General features: G+C 73.4%; 14 protein-coding genes. 12 read left to right on the top strand and 2 right to left on the bottom strand.

Going from position 1 to position 16058, the window contains the following annotated elements; genetic code table 11:
* Window positions 1-247 precede the first annotated feature (247 nt).
* On the top strand, window positions 248-2032 hold the full coding sequence (locus C593_RS0103315; RefSeq protein ID WP_018845891.1) for an FG-GAP-like repeat-containing protein: 1785 nt from the start codon (window positions 248-250) through the stop codon (window positions 2030-2032).
* Window positions 2033-2102: 70 nt separating this feature from the next.
* Here C593_RS0103315 and C593_RS0103310 read toward each other — a convergent pair whose 3' ends face one another.
* The gene (locus C593_RS0103310) at window positions 2103-2657 is read right to left on the bottom strand and encodes a hypothetical protein (RefSeq protein WP_018845890.1); all 555 of its coding nucleotides are present in this window, start codon (window positions 2655-2657) and stop codon (window positions 2103-2105) included.
* Between the two features lie 107 nt (window positions 2658-2764).
* Between C593_RS0103310 and C593_RS0103305 the strand changes: the two genes are divergently transcribed.
* The 4 genes from C593_RS0103305 (at window position 2765) to C593_RS0103290 (ending at window position 8018) form a co-directional block, all read left to right on the top strand.
* Window positions 2765-3487 (top strand): GntR family transcriptional regulator, encoded by a 723-nt coding sequence (locus tag C593_RS0103305; protein WP_018845889.1) that lies wholly within the window; start codon window positions 2765-2767, stop codon window positions 3485-3487.
* Window positions 3484-6045 (top strand): dolichyl-phosphate beta-glucosyltransferase, encoded by a 2562-nt coding sequence (locus tag C593_RS33560; RefSeq protein ID WP_018845888.1) that lies wholly within the window; start codon window positions 3484-3486, stop codon window positions 6043-6045. Before C593_RS0103305 ends, C593_RS33560 begins: the two co-directional genes overlap by 4 nt.
* A 144-nt stretch (window positions 6046-6189) precedes the next feature.
* On the top strand, window positions 6190-6840 hold the full coding sequence (locus tag C593_RS0103295; RefSeq protein WP_018845887.1) for a hypothetical protein: 651 nt from the start codon (window positions 6190-6192) through the stop codon (window positions 6838-6840).
* Window positions 6841-7136: 296 nt separating this feature from the next.
* Window positions 7137-8018 carry an SGNH/GDSL hydrolase family protein gene (locus C593_RS0103290; protein WP_018845886.1) on the top strand — a complete coding sequence of 294 codons (882 nt, stop codon included), beginning with the start codon at window positions 7137-7139 and terminating at the stop codon, window positions 8016-8018.
* 157 nt (window positions 8019-8175) lie between these two features.
* On the opposite strand, the gene C593_RS0103285 is transcribed toward C593_RS0103290, so the two are convergent.
* The gene (locus C593_RS0103285) at window positions 8176-8928 is read right to left on the bottom strand and encodes an SLATT domain-containing protein (RefSeq protein ID WP_018845885.1); all 753 of its coding nucleotides are present in this window, start codon (window positions 8926-8928) and stop codon (window positions 8176-8178) included.
* A 383-nt stretch (window positions 8929-9311) separates the two neighbouring features.
* Between C593_RS0103285 and C593_RS0103280 the strand changes: the two genes are divergently transcribed.
* The 7 genes from C593_RS0103280 to C593_RS0103250 all read left to right on the top strand — a co-directional run bounded on the left by C593_RS0103280 (window position 9312) and on the right by C593_RS0103250 (window position 15968).
* Entirely contained in the window at window positions 9312-9647 is a 336-nt protein-coding gene (locus C593_RS0103280; RefSeq protein ID WP_078521153.1) for a YbaB/EbfC family nucleoid-associated protein, read from the top strand.
* 194 nt (window positions 9648-9841) lie between these two features.
* Entirely contained in the window at window positions 9842-10441 is a 600-nt protein-coding gene (gene recR, locus C593_RS0103275; protein ID WP_018845883.1) for a recombination mediator RecR, read from the top strand.
* Window positions 10434-11093 carry a DUF5063 domain-containing protein gene (locus C593_RS0103270; protein ID WP_026277304.1) on the top strand — a complete coding sequence of 220 codons (660 nt, stop codon included), beginning with the start codon at window positions 10434-10436 and terminating at the stop codon, window positions 11091-11093. The genes recR and C593_RS0103270 overlap by 8 nt, the downstream gene beginning before the upstream one ends.
* A gap of 358 nt (window positions 11094-11451) precedes the next feature.
* Complete coding sequence (locus C593_RS0103265) at window positions 11452-12723, top strand: aspartate kinase (RefSeq protein ID WP_018845881.1); 1272 nt, start codon at window positions 11452-11454, stop codon at window positions 12721-12723.
* A gap of 25 nt (window positions 12724-12748) precedes the next feature.
* Window positions 12749-13813, top strand: a complete 1065-nt coding sequence (locus C593_RS0103260; RefSeq protein ID WP_018845880.1) for an aspartate-semialdehyde dehydrogenase — start codon at window positions 12749-12751, stop codon at window positions 13811-13813.
* A 338-nt stretch (window positions 13814-14151) separates the two neighbouring features.
* Window positions 14152-14814: a SigE family RNA polymerase sigma factor gene (locus tag C593_RS0103255; RefSeq protein ID WP_078521151.1), complete on the top strand. Its 663-nt coding sequence runs from the start codon at window positions 14152-14154 to the stop codon at window positions 14812-14814.
* Window positions 14811-15968, top strand: a complete 1158-nt coding sequence (locus C593_RS0103250; RefSeq protein WP_158686794.1) for a hypothetical protein — start codon at window positions 14811-14813, stop codon at window positions 15966-15968. The genes C593_RS0103255 and C593_RS0103250 overlap by 4 nt, the downstream gene beginning before the upstream one ends.
* The last annotated feature ends 90 nt before the right edge of the window (window positions 15969-16058 follow it).

Genomic DNA, 16058 nt, shown 5'->3' with positions numbered 1-16058 from the left:
CGGGGCGGTACTCCGTGAGGGTGCCGCCCCGGTCGTTGTCCCCTCCGCGTACCGCCGGCCGCTGCCGCGTGGAAAACCTGTGAAGAAAGATCGGGATCCCGTACATCCCTCGTCCCGCCCCGGAGGTCTATCCGGGTGCCACTACTCTGCCCGGCGCTCCGGATCTCCTCCGGACACCCGACGAGCGCGCGCCACCGCGCTGCGCCGCGGACCCGCCGGCGCAGGCAACACCCTTCGAGGGGGGACCGTGACTTCCATCGAGTCCGGCCGCGCCGCGGCCAGCTCGCACAGAAACCGGCGGCGCCGCGTGCGTGTCGCCGCCTGCACCGCCCTGGCCGTGGCCGCCGGCATGCTCCTCGCCGCGCCCACCGCCCAGGCCGCCACCCCGGGCGGGCCCGGCCCGGTCGTCGTCGAACCGAAGGCCCCCGAGGCGAAGACCCCCGGTCTGAAGCTGGACCGCGCCCCGGCCGCGCCCCGCGGCGGCTTCAGTGCCCAGGACGAAGGCGCCCCGCTCGCGCTGCCCCGCAGCGACGTCGACGGCGACGGCCTCTCCGACCTGATCTTCCAGGACCTGGACGGCTCGTTCTACGTGTCCACGGGCTCGGACACCTACGAGTACCCGTTCTACAGCTCCACGGCCTCCTCCGGAGAGGTCCACAAGGACGTCTTCTCGGTCTCCGGGATGCGCGACGGCGGGCCCGCGCACTTCACTCTGACCGCCGCGGGCCGTCTCACGGCGTACGACAGCTACACCGACAGCGCCTACGGCTTCTACTCGGGCACCGGCTGGCAGCAGTTCAACAAGGTCTTCTCGCCTGGTGACCTGACCGGCGACGGCGTCGGGGACATCCTCGCCCGCAACCACGCGGGCCAGCTCTTCCTCTACCGGGGCGCGAAGAACTCCTCCCGTCCCTTCATCGGGGACAAGCAGCTCATCGGCGGCGGCTGGCAGCAGTTCGACCAGCTCGTCGGCATGAACGACGTCAACAACGACGGCATCGCGGACCTGTTCGCCCGCACCACCGCCGGCGACCTGTACTTCTACAGCGGCACCGGGGTGGCTTCCCGGCCCTTCAAGGGCAAGGTCAAGGTCGGCTCCGGCTGGAACCAGTACAACTCGCTGGTCAGCATCGACGACCTCGACGAGGACGGCAACGGCGACCTGTTCGCCCGCACGGTCGGCGGCGACCTCTACCTGCTCAGCTCCACCGGCACCGGCTCCTTCCGTGCGCGGGTGAAGCTCGGCTCCGGCTGGCACACGGTCAACCAGTTCGCGAACGCGGGCAACATGGCCTCGTGGGGACGGGACACCGTCTTCGCGCTCCAGCCCAAGGGCACGCTCTTCTACTACTGGGACCTCAACAACGGCAAGCTGTCGGCGCGTCAGCAGATCGGCGCGGCCGGGGCGTGGAAGGGCGCCAAGCTCACGCCCGTCTCCTCGCTCGACGACACGGGCCGGACGACGCTGCTGGAGGTCTACAACGGCGCGCTCTACAACCTGAGCCACAAGTCGGGCTCGGTGAAGAAGTTCAGTGGCAGCTGGAGCGGTTACAACCTGCTGGCCGGCCCGGGCGACCTGACCGGCGACGGCAAGGGCGACCTGCTGGGCCGCGACAAGTCCGGTGTGCTGTGGGTGTTCCCGGGCAACGGCTCGGGCACGGCCTTCGGCAGCCGGGTGCGGGTCACCGGCGGCTGGCAGCAGTTCAACGCCATCCTCGGCGGCGGTGACACCACGGGTGACGGCCGTGCCGACGTGGTCGCGCGGGGCGGCGACGGCCGCATGTACCTCTACGAGGGCACGGGTGTCGCGTCCAAGCCGTTCAAGCCCAAGCGGGAGATCGGCACCTCCGCCTGGCGCCAGTTCGACCGCCTGCTGATCGCCGGCGACCTGAACGGCGACGGCCGCGCGGACCTGCTCGCGCGCACCAGCAACGGCGCGCTGCACCGCTACGACGCCAACGGCCGGGGCACGTGGAACGCCAAGGTCACGATCGGCAGCTCGGGCTGGACCCAGTACTCGGGTCTGTACTGATCCGGGTTCCGGGCGGCGGTCCGGCCGGACCCGTGGGGCGGGGCGCGCGGGCGCCCCGCCCCACGGGCGTTCACGCCCCCGGCTCCACCTCCAGGTACCGCCGCCGGCGCGGCCCGCGGTACAGGAGCGCCTCCCAGCCGAGGCGGTTCAGGACCCGGGCGCACTCCTTGAGGCGGGCCTCCTCGTCCTGGGCGGCCCCGCCGCCCGCCGGACCCAGCCACTCGATGCGCGCGGTGCCCGGCCGCTCGCCCTCCGCCACGCGGTAGCCCGTCGCCGTACGGGAGCCGTCCGGGGCGGTCGCGGACGGCGGGAGCCCCGCCGCCTCCAGCGCGAGCGCCAGGGCCCGCACCGGCCGGTGCAGCTCCCAGGAGGCCGGCCGGGCCTCCGGGGCGGGCGCGGCCGGGTCCGCCGTGACCCGGCGGATCCGCAGCAGCCCCTCGAAGGCGGCCGCCACCTCGGCGGCCCGCGCCCGGGCCGCCGCTGTGACCTTGGCCGCGTCCCCGGCCTGGGCCTGCGCGGTCTCCCCGGCCGGGCCGCCCCCCGCCGGGGTCTTGCCCACGGCCGCCGGAGCCGGGCGTACCGCCCCCTCCGGGAGCGGCCCGTCCCCGCTCGCGGGCTCGAACACATCCGTCACTTCCGGCTCTCCCCTCTCATCCGGACCCTGTGGACCGGACCTCGTCCACCGGCCCTGGCCTATCGTGTCCGGGACCGAAGCAGAAGGAGAACGCCACGATGCCCGGCAACGGCACCGGCGGCACCGCCGTCACCCGCAGCACCCTGCGGCAGCAGATAGCCGACGCGCTGCGCGACGAGGTGCTCGCGGGCCGCCTCGCGCCCGGGCAGGAGTTCACCGTGCGGGAGATCGCGGACCAGTACGGCGTCTCGGCGACGCCCGTCCGCGAGGCCCTGGTCGACCTGTCCGCGCAGGGGCTGCTCGACTCCGACCAGCACCGCGGTTTCCGGGTGCATCGTTTCTCCGTCGGTGACTTCCGCACCATGGTCCGGGCCCGCGCCCTGGTCCTGGACGGCGTCCTGCGCGGCGGGGAGTACGTGCGGGTCTCTTTCGACGTCCCCACGCTGATGGCCGTGCGCCGCCGGGCCGAGGAGGCCGCCCGGGCCGCCCGCGCCGGTGACCTGGACATCCTGATCGGCTACGACCTGCGGTTCTGGCGGGAGCTGGGCGCCGCCCTCGACAACGCCTGCATCGCCGACTTCCTGCACCGCCTCCGGGTGCAGACCTGGGTCTTCGCCGTCCCCCACCTGCGCGCCGACCCCGCCGCCCCCGCCTGGCTCTGGGACGGCCACGAGCGGATCGTGGACGCCGTGACCAGGGGCGACGCCGAGGGCATGCGCTCCGAGATCCAGTCCTACGACGCCCAGGCCCTGGCCTGGGCGGACCACCTGGACGCGGATGCCGGGCCGGACCCGGCCGGCGAGGGGCCGGTGCGGGGGTGAGCGTGGATCTGACCGTCGTCGTCCCCGCGTACAACGAGGAGAGCAGGCTCGGGCCGACGCTGGACGCGATCCGCGCGCACCTCTGCTCGGATCCGGAGCGCTGGGGCAGCTGGGAGCTGATCGTCGTCGACGACGGCTCCACCGACGGCACCGCCGAGGTCGCCGAGAAGGCGTCCGCCGAGGACCCGCGCATCCAGGTGCTCTCCGGCGGCCCCAACCGGGGCAAGGGCCACGCCCTGCGCCTCGGGGTGCTCGCCTCGTACGGCCGCCGGGTGCTGTTCACCGACGCCGACCTCGCGACCCCCGTCGAGGAGCTGGACCGCCTCGACGAGGCGCTCACCCGCACTGGCGCCGAGGCCGCCGTGGGCTCCCGTGCCCGGCCCGGCGCCCGGATCGAGGTCCATCAGCGCAGGCTGCGCGAGTGGCTGGGCCGTGCGGGGAACCGCCTGATACGCCTGGTCGCGGTGCCCGGCATCCGGGACACGCAGTGCGGCTTCAAGCTCTTCGACGGCGAGAAGGCGCGCGCCGCGTTCGCCGACTCCCGGCTGACCGGCTGGGGCATCGACGTCGAGATCCTGCGCTTCTTCCGGACCCGGGGGTGGCCGGTGACCGAGGTGCCGGTGCGCTGGTCGCACGTCCCCGGCTCCAAGGTGCGGCCCGCTGACTACGGCCGGGTGCTGCTGGAGCTGCTGCGTCTGCGGGCCCGTGCCGTGCGCCGCACCGACCTCGCGGTCACCGGGCTCTTCCTGCTGGCGTCGGTCCTGCTCTACAAGGGTCTGTGGGCCGACCTGTCCGGCGGCTATCTGCGGGACGCGGGCCAGGACCAGAACCAGTGGGAGTGGTTCTTCGCGGTCACCGCCGACAACGTCGCCCATCTGCGCAACCCGCTCTTCACCACCCTCCAGGGCCATCCGGAGGGCGTGAACCTGATGGCCAACACGGTCATGCTCGGTCTCTCCGTGCCGCTCACCCCGGTCACCCTGCTGTTCGGCCCGACGGTCACCTGGGCCCTCGTCCTCACCCTGGGGCTCACGGCGACCGCGACCGCCTGGTACTGGCTGATCGCCCGCCGGCTGGTCCGCCACCGGTGGGCCGCCGCCCTCGGCGCGGCCTTCGCCGCCTTCGCGCCGCCGATGATCTCGCACGGCAACGCGCACCCCAACTTCCTCGTCCTGTTCATGCTGCCGCTGATCGTCGACCGGGCCCTGCGGCTGGTCGACGGCGCGGTCCGTGGCGGAGGCGGGAGCAGTGGCGCGGGCGGGAGCCGTGGCGGGGCCGAGGCGGCCCCGGCGGGCGGGGCGGCCCCGGCGGGCGGGGCGGCCCCGGCCGGGAAGGCACCGGGGACCCGGGTCCCGGACGGGAGCAGTGTGCGGGACGGCGTGCTCCTCGGCCTGTTCGCCGCGTACCAGGTCTTCCTGGGCGAGGAGCCGCTGCTGCTCGCCGCCGTCGGCATGCTGCTGTTCGCCCTCGCGTACGCGGCGGTGCGGCCCGAGGTCGCCCGGCGCGCGTGGCGGCCGCTGCTGCGCGGGCTCGGGATCGCGCTGCTGGTCTGCCTGCCGCTGGTGTCGTTCCCGCTGGGCTGGCAGTTCTTCGGCCCGCAGAGCTACGCGAGCGTGATGCACGGGGACAACACCGGCAACAGCCCGCTCGCCTTCCTCCAGTTCGCCGGACGCTCGCTCGCCGGGACCGACGCCGGCGCCGATCCGCTCGCGATGAACCGGACCGAGCAGAACGCCTTCTACGGCTGGCCGCTCGTGGCCCTCGCCGTCGCCGTCGTGATCCGGCTCTGGCGGCTCGCGCTGGTCAAGGCGCTCGCCGCGACCGCGGTGGCGGCCGCGCTCCTCTCCCTCGGGGTCGAGTTCCGCGTCCCGTACACGGACCTCGTCCTCACCGGGCCGTGGCGGCTCCTCGCCCACCAGCCGCTGTTCGAGTCGGTCATCGAGTCCCGGACGGCCATGATCTGCGCCCCGGTCCTCGGGATGCTCCTCGCCCTCGCCGCCGACCGGCTGGCCGTCGCCCGGGTCCGGACGTACCGGGCCGTCGGCTTCGCCGCGCTGGCCGCCGCTCTGGTACCGGTGCTGCCGACGCCGTACCCGGTGCGTGAGCGGGCCGAGGTCCCCGGCTTCATCGCGCACGGCGCGTACCGCTCCTACCTGGGCGAGGGGGAGTCGATCGTGACCGTGCCGCTGCCCGACCCGGGCAGCGCGGAGGCCCTGTACTGGCAGTCGTCCACCGGCTTCGGCTTCCCGGTCGCGGGCGGCTACTTCAACGGCCCCTGGGGACCGGACCGGATCGGCATCTACGGCGCGACCCCGCGCCACACCTCCCACCTCCTCGGCGAGGTCCGCGACACCGGACAGGTGCCCGAGATCGGCCCCCAGTGGCAGGCGCAGGCCGAGGCGGACCTGCGGGCCTGGCGGGCGGGCGTCGTCGTGCTGCCCCCGCAGTACAACGAGGCGCCGCTCTACGAGACGGTCACCAAGCTGCTCGGCCGGCCGGGAGAGCGCGTCGCCGGGGTATGGGTATGGGACGTGGGGGCGGCCGGGGGCACGCGCTGACCGCCGCCGCCCGCCCGTCCGCAGCCCGTACAGGAGCCCCGGCACCCGCCCTCTACGCCGTACGACCACCCCCGACTACGCTGTCGGGTCCGTCCACGAGCCCGTCGAGCACACCCTCCCGAACTGCTGAGAGCGAGTCCTCCCTTGGCCTGTGACCTGTGGCTGGTCCCCCTTGTCGACGTGCTGTGCCACAGCCCCGACAACCCGTTCGCCGAGGAGATCGCCTCCTACGACCAGGCCCTGACCGGAGCCGGTCTGCCGACCGTGCCGGTGTTCGCCTATATGCCGGGCCTCTCGGGCGACGTCGCGCCGGTCGCCGGGTTCGACTACGACGCGCTCCACTTCCTGCGGCGCGCCTACCTCCTCCAGTTGTGCGGCCTGGCGGTCACCCCGGTGGACGAACTGGGGGGCGACTACGAGCAGTTGCTGGAGATGTTCGAGTCGACGGCCCAGCAGTCGCACCTGGTCTGGCACTACGACCACGCGGGTGCCTATGTCCCCGTGGACTTCCCCGCGCCCCTGTTCAACGACGAACTCCTGGAGGGCGGCGGCCCGCTCGGCTCCACCCAGGGCCTGCTGCGCGAACTCGAGTACGTGGCCCCGGTCATCGGCATCGACCCGGCCAACCCCCCGGCCGCGCCCGCCCCGCCGGAGCGGCCCACCGCCCTGGAGGAACCCGCGGGCCCGATGCCGTACGACGACAGCCCGTTCGCCCGTGAGCGGTACGTGTGGCTGGGGCTGCACGCGGCGGCCACCCGGAGCCTGGGCCAGGGCTCGATGATCATCTTCAGCTGACGCGGCGGGCCGGCCCCGCCGAGGGGGCGGCGGCCTCCCCGGCGGGGCGGGGCGCAAGCACAGGACGGCGGTCCCGCGTTGGTGACGATTCACGAAATCGGCGGCGGGAGTTGGGGTCCCGTCACAGAAGCCGCCGCCGGGGCACGCGCTTACGCTTCCCGCACCGAACGGGTGAACGCGCCCCGGAGTACAGGCCGTGGCTCCGCAGGCCGGTGCACCGGGCGCTCCACCATGCCCGGAGCCGCACCACCTGCCCCGCACGAGCCGCCTCACCTGCCCCGAAGGAGCGCCCCCCCATGCCGTTCCGCATCCCCCGCCGGGCCCTGTCCGCCTGTGTCGCCGCCGCCGCGGCCGTCACCGGACTGACCGCCGCCCCCGCCCATGCCGCCACCACCCCCGAACCGCTGGAGTACGTCGCCCTCGGCGACAGCTACAGCGCGGGGTCCGGCGTCCTCCCCCTCGACCCGTCCGCCTCCCTGCTCTGCGCCCGCACCACGCGCAACTACCCCAGGCTGCTGGCCGCCCGCACCGGCGCGGAGCTGACCGACGTCACCTGCGGCGGTGCGAAGACCGAGCACTTCGCGACCGCCCAGTACCCGGGTGTCCCACCGCAGTACAACGCCCTGAGCGCCGGCACCGACCTGGTGACCCTGACCATCGGCGGCAACGACAACAACACCTTCATCAGCGCCATCGTCGCCTGCGGGGGCCTCGGCGTCCTCACCGCCGGCCAGGGCAGCCCCTGCAAGGACACCCACGGGGCGAAGTTCTCCAACGACATCCGGAACAAGACCTATCCGGCCATCAGGACCGCGCTCGACCGCATCCGGGCCGCGTCGCCGAACGCGGAGGTCGCGATCCTCGGCTACCCGTGGATCGTCCCCGAGAAGGCCGTCCCCGGCTGCTTCTTCAAGATGCCCGTCGCCAAGGGGGACATCCCCTATCTGCGGGCCATGCAGCGGGACCTGAACGCGGCCGTGGAGCGCGCGGCGGACGAGACCGGCGTCACCTTCGTCGACATGGCCGCGGCCTCCCAGGGCCGCGACGCCTGCGCTCCGGCGGGCACCCGCTGGGTCGAGCCGCTGCTCTTCGGGACGAACATCGTCCCCGTCCACCCGAACGCGGCCGGGGAGGCGGCGATGGCGGACCGGGCCGCGGCCGTCCTCGGCCTGGGCTGACCCGGCCCCACGCCCTGGCCCCATCCCGGGCCGGGCCCCGGGCGCGGGCCCACCCCCGGTCCCGCAGCCGGGTGCCGGCCCCGGTCGTCGCGTCCCGCTCCGGTGGGCCGTCCCCGCCCCGCCCCGGAGCCGCCCCGCCCCGGAGCCGTCGCGCCCCTCAGCGCGGCGGCTCCGGCGGGCGCTGGCGGGGCATGTTCGGGCGGGTACCCGGCGGCAGCGGGAACCGGCCCTGGATGACGCCCGGCGCCGGTCCCGCCGGACCCGCCTCCTGCCCGCGCGCGGGCAGCGGGGAGAGCGACAGCGGCGACGGCCCCGGCACCCGGAAGTCGTGCATCCAGTCCGAGGTCTCCGTGCGCACCAGGTCGGAGACGTCCTCCGAGAAGCGGCGCAGCACCCCCAGACAGCGTTCGGCGGCCTCGCTCGCGGTGCCCTCGGCCGGGCCGAGGACCTCCTTGACGCTCTCCGAGGCCCAGTCGAACTGGAGCACCTGGAGCCGCCGTTGCACCGCCTGCGCGGTCGCGACGCCCCGCATCCATCCGGCGGTGAGCCCGAAGTACCGGTCGCACGCCATACACGCGGCGGCCAGCAGCAGCGACAGATACCCCCAGGGCGCCCCCGACCCCAGGATTCCCGCGAGGTCCAGCAGCGGCAGCGCCGCACCGCCCACCACGCCCAGGGCCGTGCCCAGGCGCAGCAGCCGCGCCCAGCGGCGCTTGCGGGTCCGGTCCGACAGGTACCAGTCGGCCGTGCGCAGCGCGTCCGCCTCCACCCAGCGGTAGAGCTCGTCCAGGCGGACCGCGGGCTCGCCCCAGTCGCCGAGCGGGAACGCCCGCCCGGTCAGGTCACCCAGCGGCTCCTTGCCGCCCTCCTCCCGTGCAGGCCCCCCGGGCTGCATCTCCGGCTGGCTCACCGGCGCGCTCCTCTACCTCTTACCGCTGCGGCTTGGCTGACACGGTGCTCGAGAACTCGAAAAAAGGTGCTCAAAAGCTGCTGACGTTACACCGTGTGACGTACGGTGCGCGCGTGCGTTCTGGTGCCCCCGCCCACGTGCTGGCCCCCTTCATACCGCCGAATGGTGGGCCCGGGCCCGCCGATCCCCGTATTTCCGCCCGCACGAGGGGTGTGGTCAGGTAAAGGAGGCTGGTCGCGACCGGTCCCTCTCACCCGAAAGAGTTCCCCGGCGGCCCGGCGGGGGCCGGGGGGGACTTCCTCACCGGCGGGTGGGGCACCGCCCGCGGCCACCACGTAGGCTCGGCCGTACCGAAGCGACATCCGTACGGACAGGAGTGACCCGTGATTCCCGGTGGTGGGCAGCCCAATATGCAGCAGTTGCTCCAGCAGGCGCAGAAGATGCAGCAGGACCTGGCCCGGGCCCAGGAGGAGCTGGCGCGGACCGAGGTCGAGGGCCAGGCGGGCGGCGGTCTGGTGAAGGCCGTGGTCAACGGCTCCGGTGAGCTGCGGGGCCTGGTCATCGACCCCGAGGCCGTGGACCCGGAGGACACCGAGACCCTCGCGGACCTGGTGGTCGCCGCCGTCCATGCCGCGAACGAGAACGCGCAGCAGCTTCAGCAGGACAAGCTCGGCCCGCTCACGCAGGGCCTCGGCGGCATGCCCGGTCTGCCCTTCTGACCCGTGCGCGGTGCGCGTCTTTTGACCCGTGCGCGGTGCGCGCCGGCCCAGGTGCGGGCCGCTGTGACCCGTGGGCGGGCCGTCCGGCCGGGGGCGCCCCGTACGGTCCGCTCCCTTCCGGCCGCCCGGGCGTCTTCTGCGCGCCACGTTCACCAACTACCGTAAGCAGCACGCACGCAGGGAAAGGCGTTCCGTTGTACGAAGGCGTGGTTCAGGACCTCATCGACGAACTGGGCAGGCTGCCCGGCGTCGGTCCCAAGAGCGCGCAGCGGATCGCCTTCCACATCCTGCAGGCCGAGCCCACCGACGTCCGGCGTCTCGCGCACGCGCTGCTGGAGGTCAAGGACAAGGTCCGCTTCTGCGCGGTGTGCGGCAACGTCGCCCAGCAGGAGCAGTGCGCGATCTGCCGTGACCCCCGCCGCGACCCGGCCGTCATCTGTGTCGTGGAGGAGCCCAAGGACGTCGTCGCGATCGAGCGGACGCGGGAGTTCCGGGGCCGGTACCACGTCCTGGGCGGGGCGATCAGCCCCATCGAGGGCGTCGGCCCCGACGACCTGCGCATCCGTGAGCTGCTGGCGCGTCTCGCCGACGGCACGGTCACCGAGCTGATCCTGGCCACGGACCCCAATCTCGAGGGCGAGGCGACCGCCACGTACCTCGCACGCATGGTGAAGCCGATGGGACTCAAGGTCACGCGGCTGGCCAGCGGACTCCCGGTGGGGGGAGACTTGGAATACGCCGACGAGGTCACGCTCGGGCGTGCCTTCGAGGGGAGACGACTGCTCGATGTCTGACGCCATGCTGCACGCCGTGGACCAGGACCCGGACGACTTCGCGGTCCAGATCGCCGACTCGATCGAGTCGTTCATCGTCGCGACCGCCGAGGTCGCGAAGGGCGACGAGCCGGACAGCGCCGTGCCGTTCCTGCTGCTGGAGGTCTCCCAGCTGCTGCTGACCGGCGGACGCCTCGGCGCGCACGAGGACATCGTCCCCGAGGAGCGCTACGAGCCGGACACCGGACCGGACATGGACGTGGACGAACTGCGCGAGCGGTTCGCCGTCCTGCTCGACCCGGTCGACGTCTTCTCGGAGGTCTTCGACCCCTATGAGCCGCGCAAGGCACCGGTGCCCTCGCGGATCTCCGACAGTCTGGCCACCATCGTCAGCGACCTGCGGCACGGGCTGGCGCACTACCGGGCCGGCCGCGTCACCGAGGCCCTGTGGTGGTGGCAGTTCTCGTACTTCTCCAACTGGGGCCCCACCGCCTCGGCGGCCCTGCGCGCCCTCCAGTCCCTCGTCGCGCACGTCCGCCTGGACCAGCCGCTGGCGGCGCTCGACGGCCTGGACACGGACGAGGACCTGACCGACGAGATCCTCGCGGAGGAGGCCGGCAAGGTCATGGTCGAGGAGATCGCGGCGCCCCTGGGGCTCCGCCGGGGGCACTGAGGGCCTCAGCGGCCCGTAGCGCGGGCGCACCGGGGCCTTCCCGGCCGGGTGCGCCGGCTCACCGGGAGCGCGCGGCCGGGTGCCCCGACCGCTCCTGGAGCGCGCGGCTGAACGCGCACGCGCGCTCCAGCCCCGCGCTCCGACGCGTGACATGGCACACATTCCCGCGTACCCCGCATCGGCCTGGGCAGTCGCCCCCTGCGGGCAGCTCCGGGTTCCACCCTGATCCACCATGATCGCCTCGGTCGTGTGATGAGCGGGACATCTCATCATGTGGCACGAGGAGGGTGATCCCCGGCTGCTCGATAGACTGAGCCGACCGCAGCGAAGGCTGCAGAAGACCGAGCGAGGAGCGCACGTGGGCCTTGTCGTGCAGAAGTACGGAGGCTCCTCCGTCGCCGATGCCGAAGGCATCAAGCGTGTCGCCAAGCGAATCGTCGATGCCAAGAAGAACGGCCACCAGGTGGTCGTCGTGGTCTCGGCGATGGGCGACACGACGGACGAGCTGATCGATCTCGCCGGGCAGGTATCCCCGATCCCTGCCGGGCGCGAATTCGACATGCTGCTGACCGCCGGAGAGCGGATCTCCATGGCCCTGCTGGCCATGGCGATCAAAAACCTGGGCCACGAGGCCCAGTCGTTCACCGGCAGCCAGGCAGGCGTGATCACCGACTCGGTCCACAACAAGGCGCGCATCATCGATGTGACGCCGGGCCGCATCCGCACCGCGCTCGACGAGGGCAACATCGCCATCGTCGCCGGCTTCCAGGGTGTGTCCCAGGACAAGAAGGACATCACCACCCTCGGCCGCGGAGGCTCGGACACCACCGCCGTCGCGCTCGCCGCAGCGCTGGACGCCGAGGTCTGCGAGATCTACACCGACGTCGACGGCGTCTTCACCGCCGACCCCCGGGTCGTGAAGAAGGCGAAGAAGATCGACTGGATCTCCTCCGAGGACATGCTGGAGCTCGCCGCCTCGGGCTCCAAGGTGCTGCTGCACCGGTGCGTCGAGTACGCACGCCGCTACAACATCCCGATCCACGTCCGGTCCTCGTTCTCGGGGCTTCAGGGGACCTGGGTCAGCAACGAACCGCGAGGGGATCAGAAGGTGGAGCACGCCATCATCTCCGGAGTCGCCCACGACGTCTCCGAGGCCAAGGTCACCGTCGTCGGTGTGCCCGACAAGCCGGGCGAGGCCGCGGCCATCTTCCGCGCGATCGCCGACGCCGAGATCAACATCGACATGGTCGTGCAGAACGTCTCGGCGGCCACCACCGCCCTGACCGACATCTCCTTCACGCTGCCCAAGACGGACGGTGCCAAGGCGATGGCCGCGCTGGAGAAGCAGAAGGCCGCCATCGGCTTCGACTCGCTGCGCTACGACGACCAGATCGGCAAGATCTCCCTGGTCGGCGCGGGTATGAAGACCAACCCGGGCGTCACCGCCTCCTTCTTCGAGGCGCTCTCCGACGCGGGCGTGAACATCGAACTGATCTCGACCTCCGAGATCCGCATCTCGGTGGTCACCCGCGCCGACGACGTCAACGAGGCCGTCCGCGCCGTCCACACGGCCTTCGGCCTGGACTCCGACTCCGACGAGGCGGTCGTCTACGGCGGCACCGGGCGATGACCCGCCCGCGCCCGGGCGCGGGGCGATGATCCACGGACCAGCACTGGCGGTCGTCGGGGCGACCGGCGCCGCCGGTGCCGTGCTGCTCCGGATCCTCTCGCAGCGGGCCGACGTCTGGGGCGAGATCCGGCTCCTCGCCTCCCCGCGCCCGGCCGGCCGCAAGCTGACCGTGCGCGGGGAGGAGTGCGAGGTCGTCCCGCTCACCGAGGACGCCTTCGACGGCATCGACGTGGCGCTGTTCCTGGTGCCGGGCGAGGTGTCCGCGCGGTGGGCGCCCGTCGCCGTCGCCCGGGGCGCGGTGGTCGTGGACAGCTCCCCGGCCTTCCGCGCCGACCCCGAGGTGCCGCTCGTCGTCCCCGAGGTCAATCCGCACTCCGTGCGGACCAGGCCCCGGGGCATCGTCGCGAGCCCGCACGACACGACCCTCACCCTGCTCCCGGCCCTGGGCGCGCTGCACGCCGAGTTCGGCCTGCGCGAACTGGTCGTCTCCTCGTACCAGGCCGCCAGCGGCGCCGGACGGGAGGCGGCGGCGGAACTGCGGGCGCAGCTCTCCCTCGTCGCCGGTACCGAGCTGGGGACGGGGCCGGGCGATGTACGGCGGGCGGTGGGTGACGCCCCCGGGCCGTTCCCGGCACCCCTCGCACTGAACGTGGTGCCGTGGACGGGCGCGCCGGGCGAGCAGCCCGTGGACGGCGGCTGGTCGTCCGAGGAACTGGGGCTGCGCGCGGAGACCCGCAAGGTCCTCGGCCTCCCGGGCCTGAAGGTCGCGGCGACCTTCGTGCGGGTACCGGTCCTCACCGCGCACTCCCTCGCCGTGCACGCGGTCTTCGAGGGCGAGGTCACGGTGGAACGGGCGCACGAGATCCTGGCCACCTCGCCGGGGGTCGTGCTCTACGACGACCCCGGGGCCGGCGACTTCCCGACCCCGGCCGACGTGGTGGGCACCGACCCGACGTGGGTCGGGCGGGTGCGGCGGGCCCCGGACGATCCCACGGCGCTCGACCTCTTCGTCTGCGGCGACAACCTCCGCAAGGGGGCCGCCCTGAACGCGGCCCAGCTCGCGGAGATGATCGCCGGGGATCCGCGCTGACGCGCGGACCCGGGACCGGGGACGGTGTCGGCGGCAGGGCGGGGCCGCACCGAAATCCGGCGCGGAGTGTCCGATCTCCTTTGTAGGATCTGTGAACGCCCTGTGATCGATTCGAAGGTCTGAACCACTTGAACTGGGGCGCCCGGGTGTTCGATCATCGCTTTCCTCCTTGTCGCAACCGGCGGGTGGGCGGAGAGCGTCTTCTCGGACGCCTCGAGGTGGTGCGATGGGATACGGGGCTGTGGGGAAGATCGAGTGTGCATGACGACTTGGGGTGCTTCGCCGAAAGCAGTGGCGTACGCGTACAACCCTGACGGGGGGAAACGTGTCCAACAGGCGTGGCAGAAGTACTCGACATCGCAGGGGTGGTCCCGGTCCGTGGCGCGGTGGTGCGCCCGATCCGCAGAGCCCGCCCGTCCGGCGGCATGCCGGTGATCGCGCCTGCGCCGGCGTCCGGCACCACGCGCGTGCCCGCGCAGCGGCAGGGCGCTGACGACGCCATGGCCACCGGCACCACTGTCGATCACCTCACCGAGACCTACCGCGCCCACTACCGGTCGCTGCTGGGTCTCGCCGCGCTGCTCCTGGACGACACCGCCTCCTGCGAGGACGTCGTGCAGGAGGCGTTCATCCGGGTCCACTCGGCGCGCAACCGCGTCCGGGACCCGGAGAAGACCCTCGCCTATCTCCGCCAGACCGTGGTCAACCTCTCCAGGTCGGCGCTCCGGCGCCGCATCCTGGGCCTCAAGCTGCTCTCCAAGCCGATGCCCGACATGGCGAGCGCCGAGGAGGGGGCCTACGACCAGCTGGAGCGGGACGCGCTGATCAAGGCGATGCGCGGGCTCCAGCGGCGCCAGCGCGAGGTGCTGGTCCTGCGGTACTTCGCCGATATGACCGAGGCGCAGGTCGCCGAGACCCTCGGCATCTCCCTCGGCTCCGTCAAGGCGTACGGTTCCCGCGGCATCGCGGCGCTGCGCATCGCCATGGAGGCCACGGCATGAGCGGGCGCGGCATGAGCGGGCACCGGGGCGACGACGATGCCGAGCGGTGCGAGCCGGACGGGCTTGCGGACGACCGGACCAGGAACGGAAAAGTGAGCAACGGGCCGGGACCGGAACACGAGCGGAACGGCTTCGACGCCGACGAGGACGCGCTGCGCAGGCTCCTCCAGGGCGCCGTCGGCGAGCTGAAGCCCGCGGAGGGAGCCCTCGACCACCTGCGCCGCGCGGTCCCCGCCCGCCGGGCGCGCAAGCGCCAGGCGCTGGTCGGCGCCGCCGCCGCGGTTCTGCTGGCCGGCACCGCGGTCCCCGCCCTCCTGCACGTGGCGAACTCGGGCGGCGCCGCCGACACCAACGCGGTCAACGCCGGGCACGGCGAGCAGACGCAGGGCGGCGCGGGCAACGAACCCGGCGCGACGGGCGGCGAGAAGGAACCGCTCAAGCCCCCGGGCGCCGGCGCCCAGGACACGGAGCGGGGCGAGAAGCCCGGCAGCACCCGGCCGGGCGAGGAGCCCGGCCAGAGCGCGTCCGACGGGGCGTCGGGCGCACCCGAGGCCGGGGACGCCGCCGGGAGCGGCACCGTACCGCGGTGCGAGATCTCCCAGCTCGGCGCGTCCGCCACGACCAACGGCCCCGACGCCGAGGGCAAGGTCTACGGCACCTTCCGCGTCGCCAACGTCTCACAGTCCGAGTGCAGCGTCACCGGCGGCGGCTCGGTCGGCTTCCAGGCCGCGGGCGCGGCCGACCCGGCCCGGATCAGCGTCGTCGGGCACACCAGCGACGGACCGGCCGGGGGGCTGCCGGATCCCTCGGCGGAGGTGTCCTCGGTCCTGCTGAAGCCCTCCGCGGCCTACGAGGTCAAGTTCGCCTGGATCCCCTCCGACACCTGCCCCACGACCGGCCCCTCGCCGGACCCGTCCCCCTCCGACGGCACCGCCGCGGGCGGCACGGGGAGCACGGGCGGCAGCACGGGCGAGACGGGCGCCGGAGGCCCGGTGGACGGCACCGCGGCGCAGCTGCGCACCACGGACGGCGTCCAGCCGGGCAGCGTGACGGTGACCCACTCCGCCGACGCGGGCGCCCCGAGTGCCCAGGCGACCCTGTCCAACGCGTGCGCGGGCACGATCTACCGGACGGGCATCCTCCCGGCGGGGTAGCCCCGCGGGCACGATCTACCGGACGGGCATCCTCCCGGCGGGGTAGCCCCGCGGGCACGATCTACCGGACGGGCATCCTCCCGGCGGGGT

It is taken from the genome of Streptomyces sp. CNT372, assembly GCF_000377145.1.
Note: the sequence above shows the minus strand (reverse complement) of the source record. Positions and strands in the feature narration are given on the sequence as shown.

Excerpts from the sequence above, each read along its gene's own strand:
- C593_RS0103290 (WP_018845886.1), top strand. The coding sequence starts at position 7,137 with ATGCCGTTCCGCATCCCCCGCCGGGCCCTGTCCGCCTGTGTCGCCGCC.
- C593_RS0103260 (WP_018845880.1), top strand. The coding sequence starts at position 12,749 with ATGATCCACGGACCAGCACTGGCGGTCGTCGGGGCGACCGGCGCCGCC.
- C593_RS0103270 (WP_026277304.1), top strand. The coding sequence starts at position 10,434 with ATGTCTGACGCCATGCTGCACGCCGTGGACCAGGACCCGGACGACTTC.
- C593_RS0103305 (WP_018845889.1), top strand. The coding sequence starts at position 2,765 with ATGCCCGGCAACGGCACCGGCGGCACCGCCGTCACCCGCAGCACCCTG.
- C593_RS0103250 (WP_158686794.1), top strand. The coding sequence starts at position 14,811 with ATGAGCGGGCGCGGCATGAGCGGGCACCGGGGCGACGACGATGCCGAG.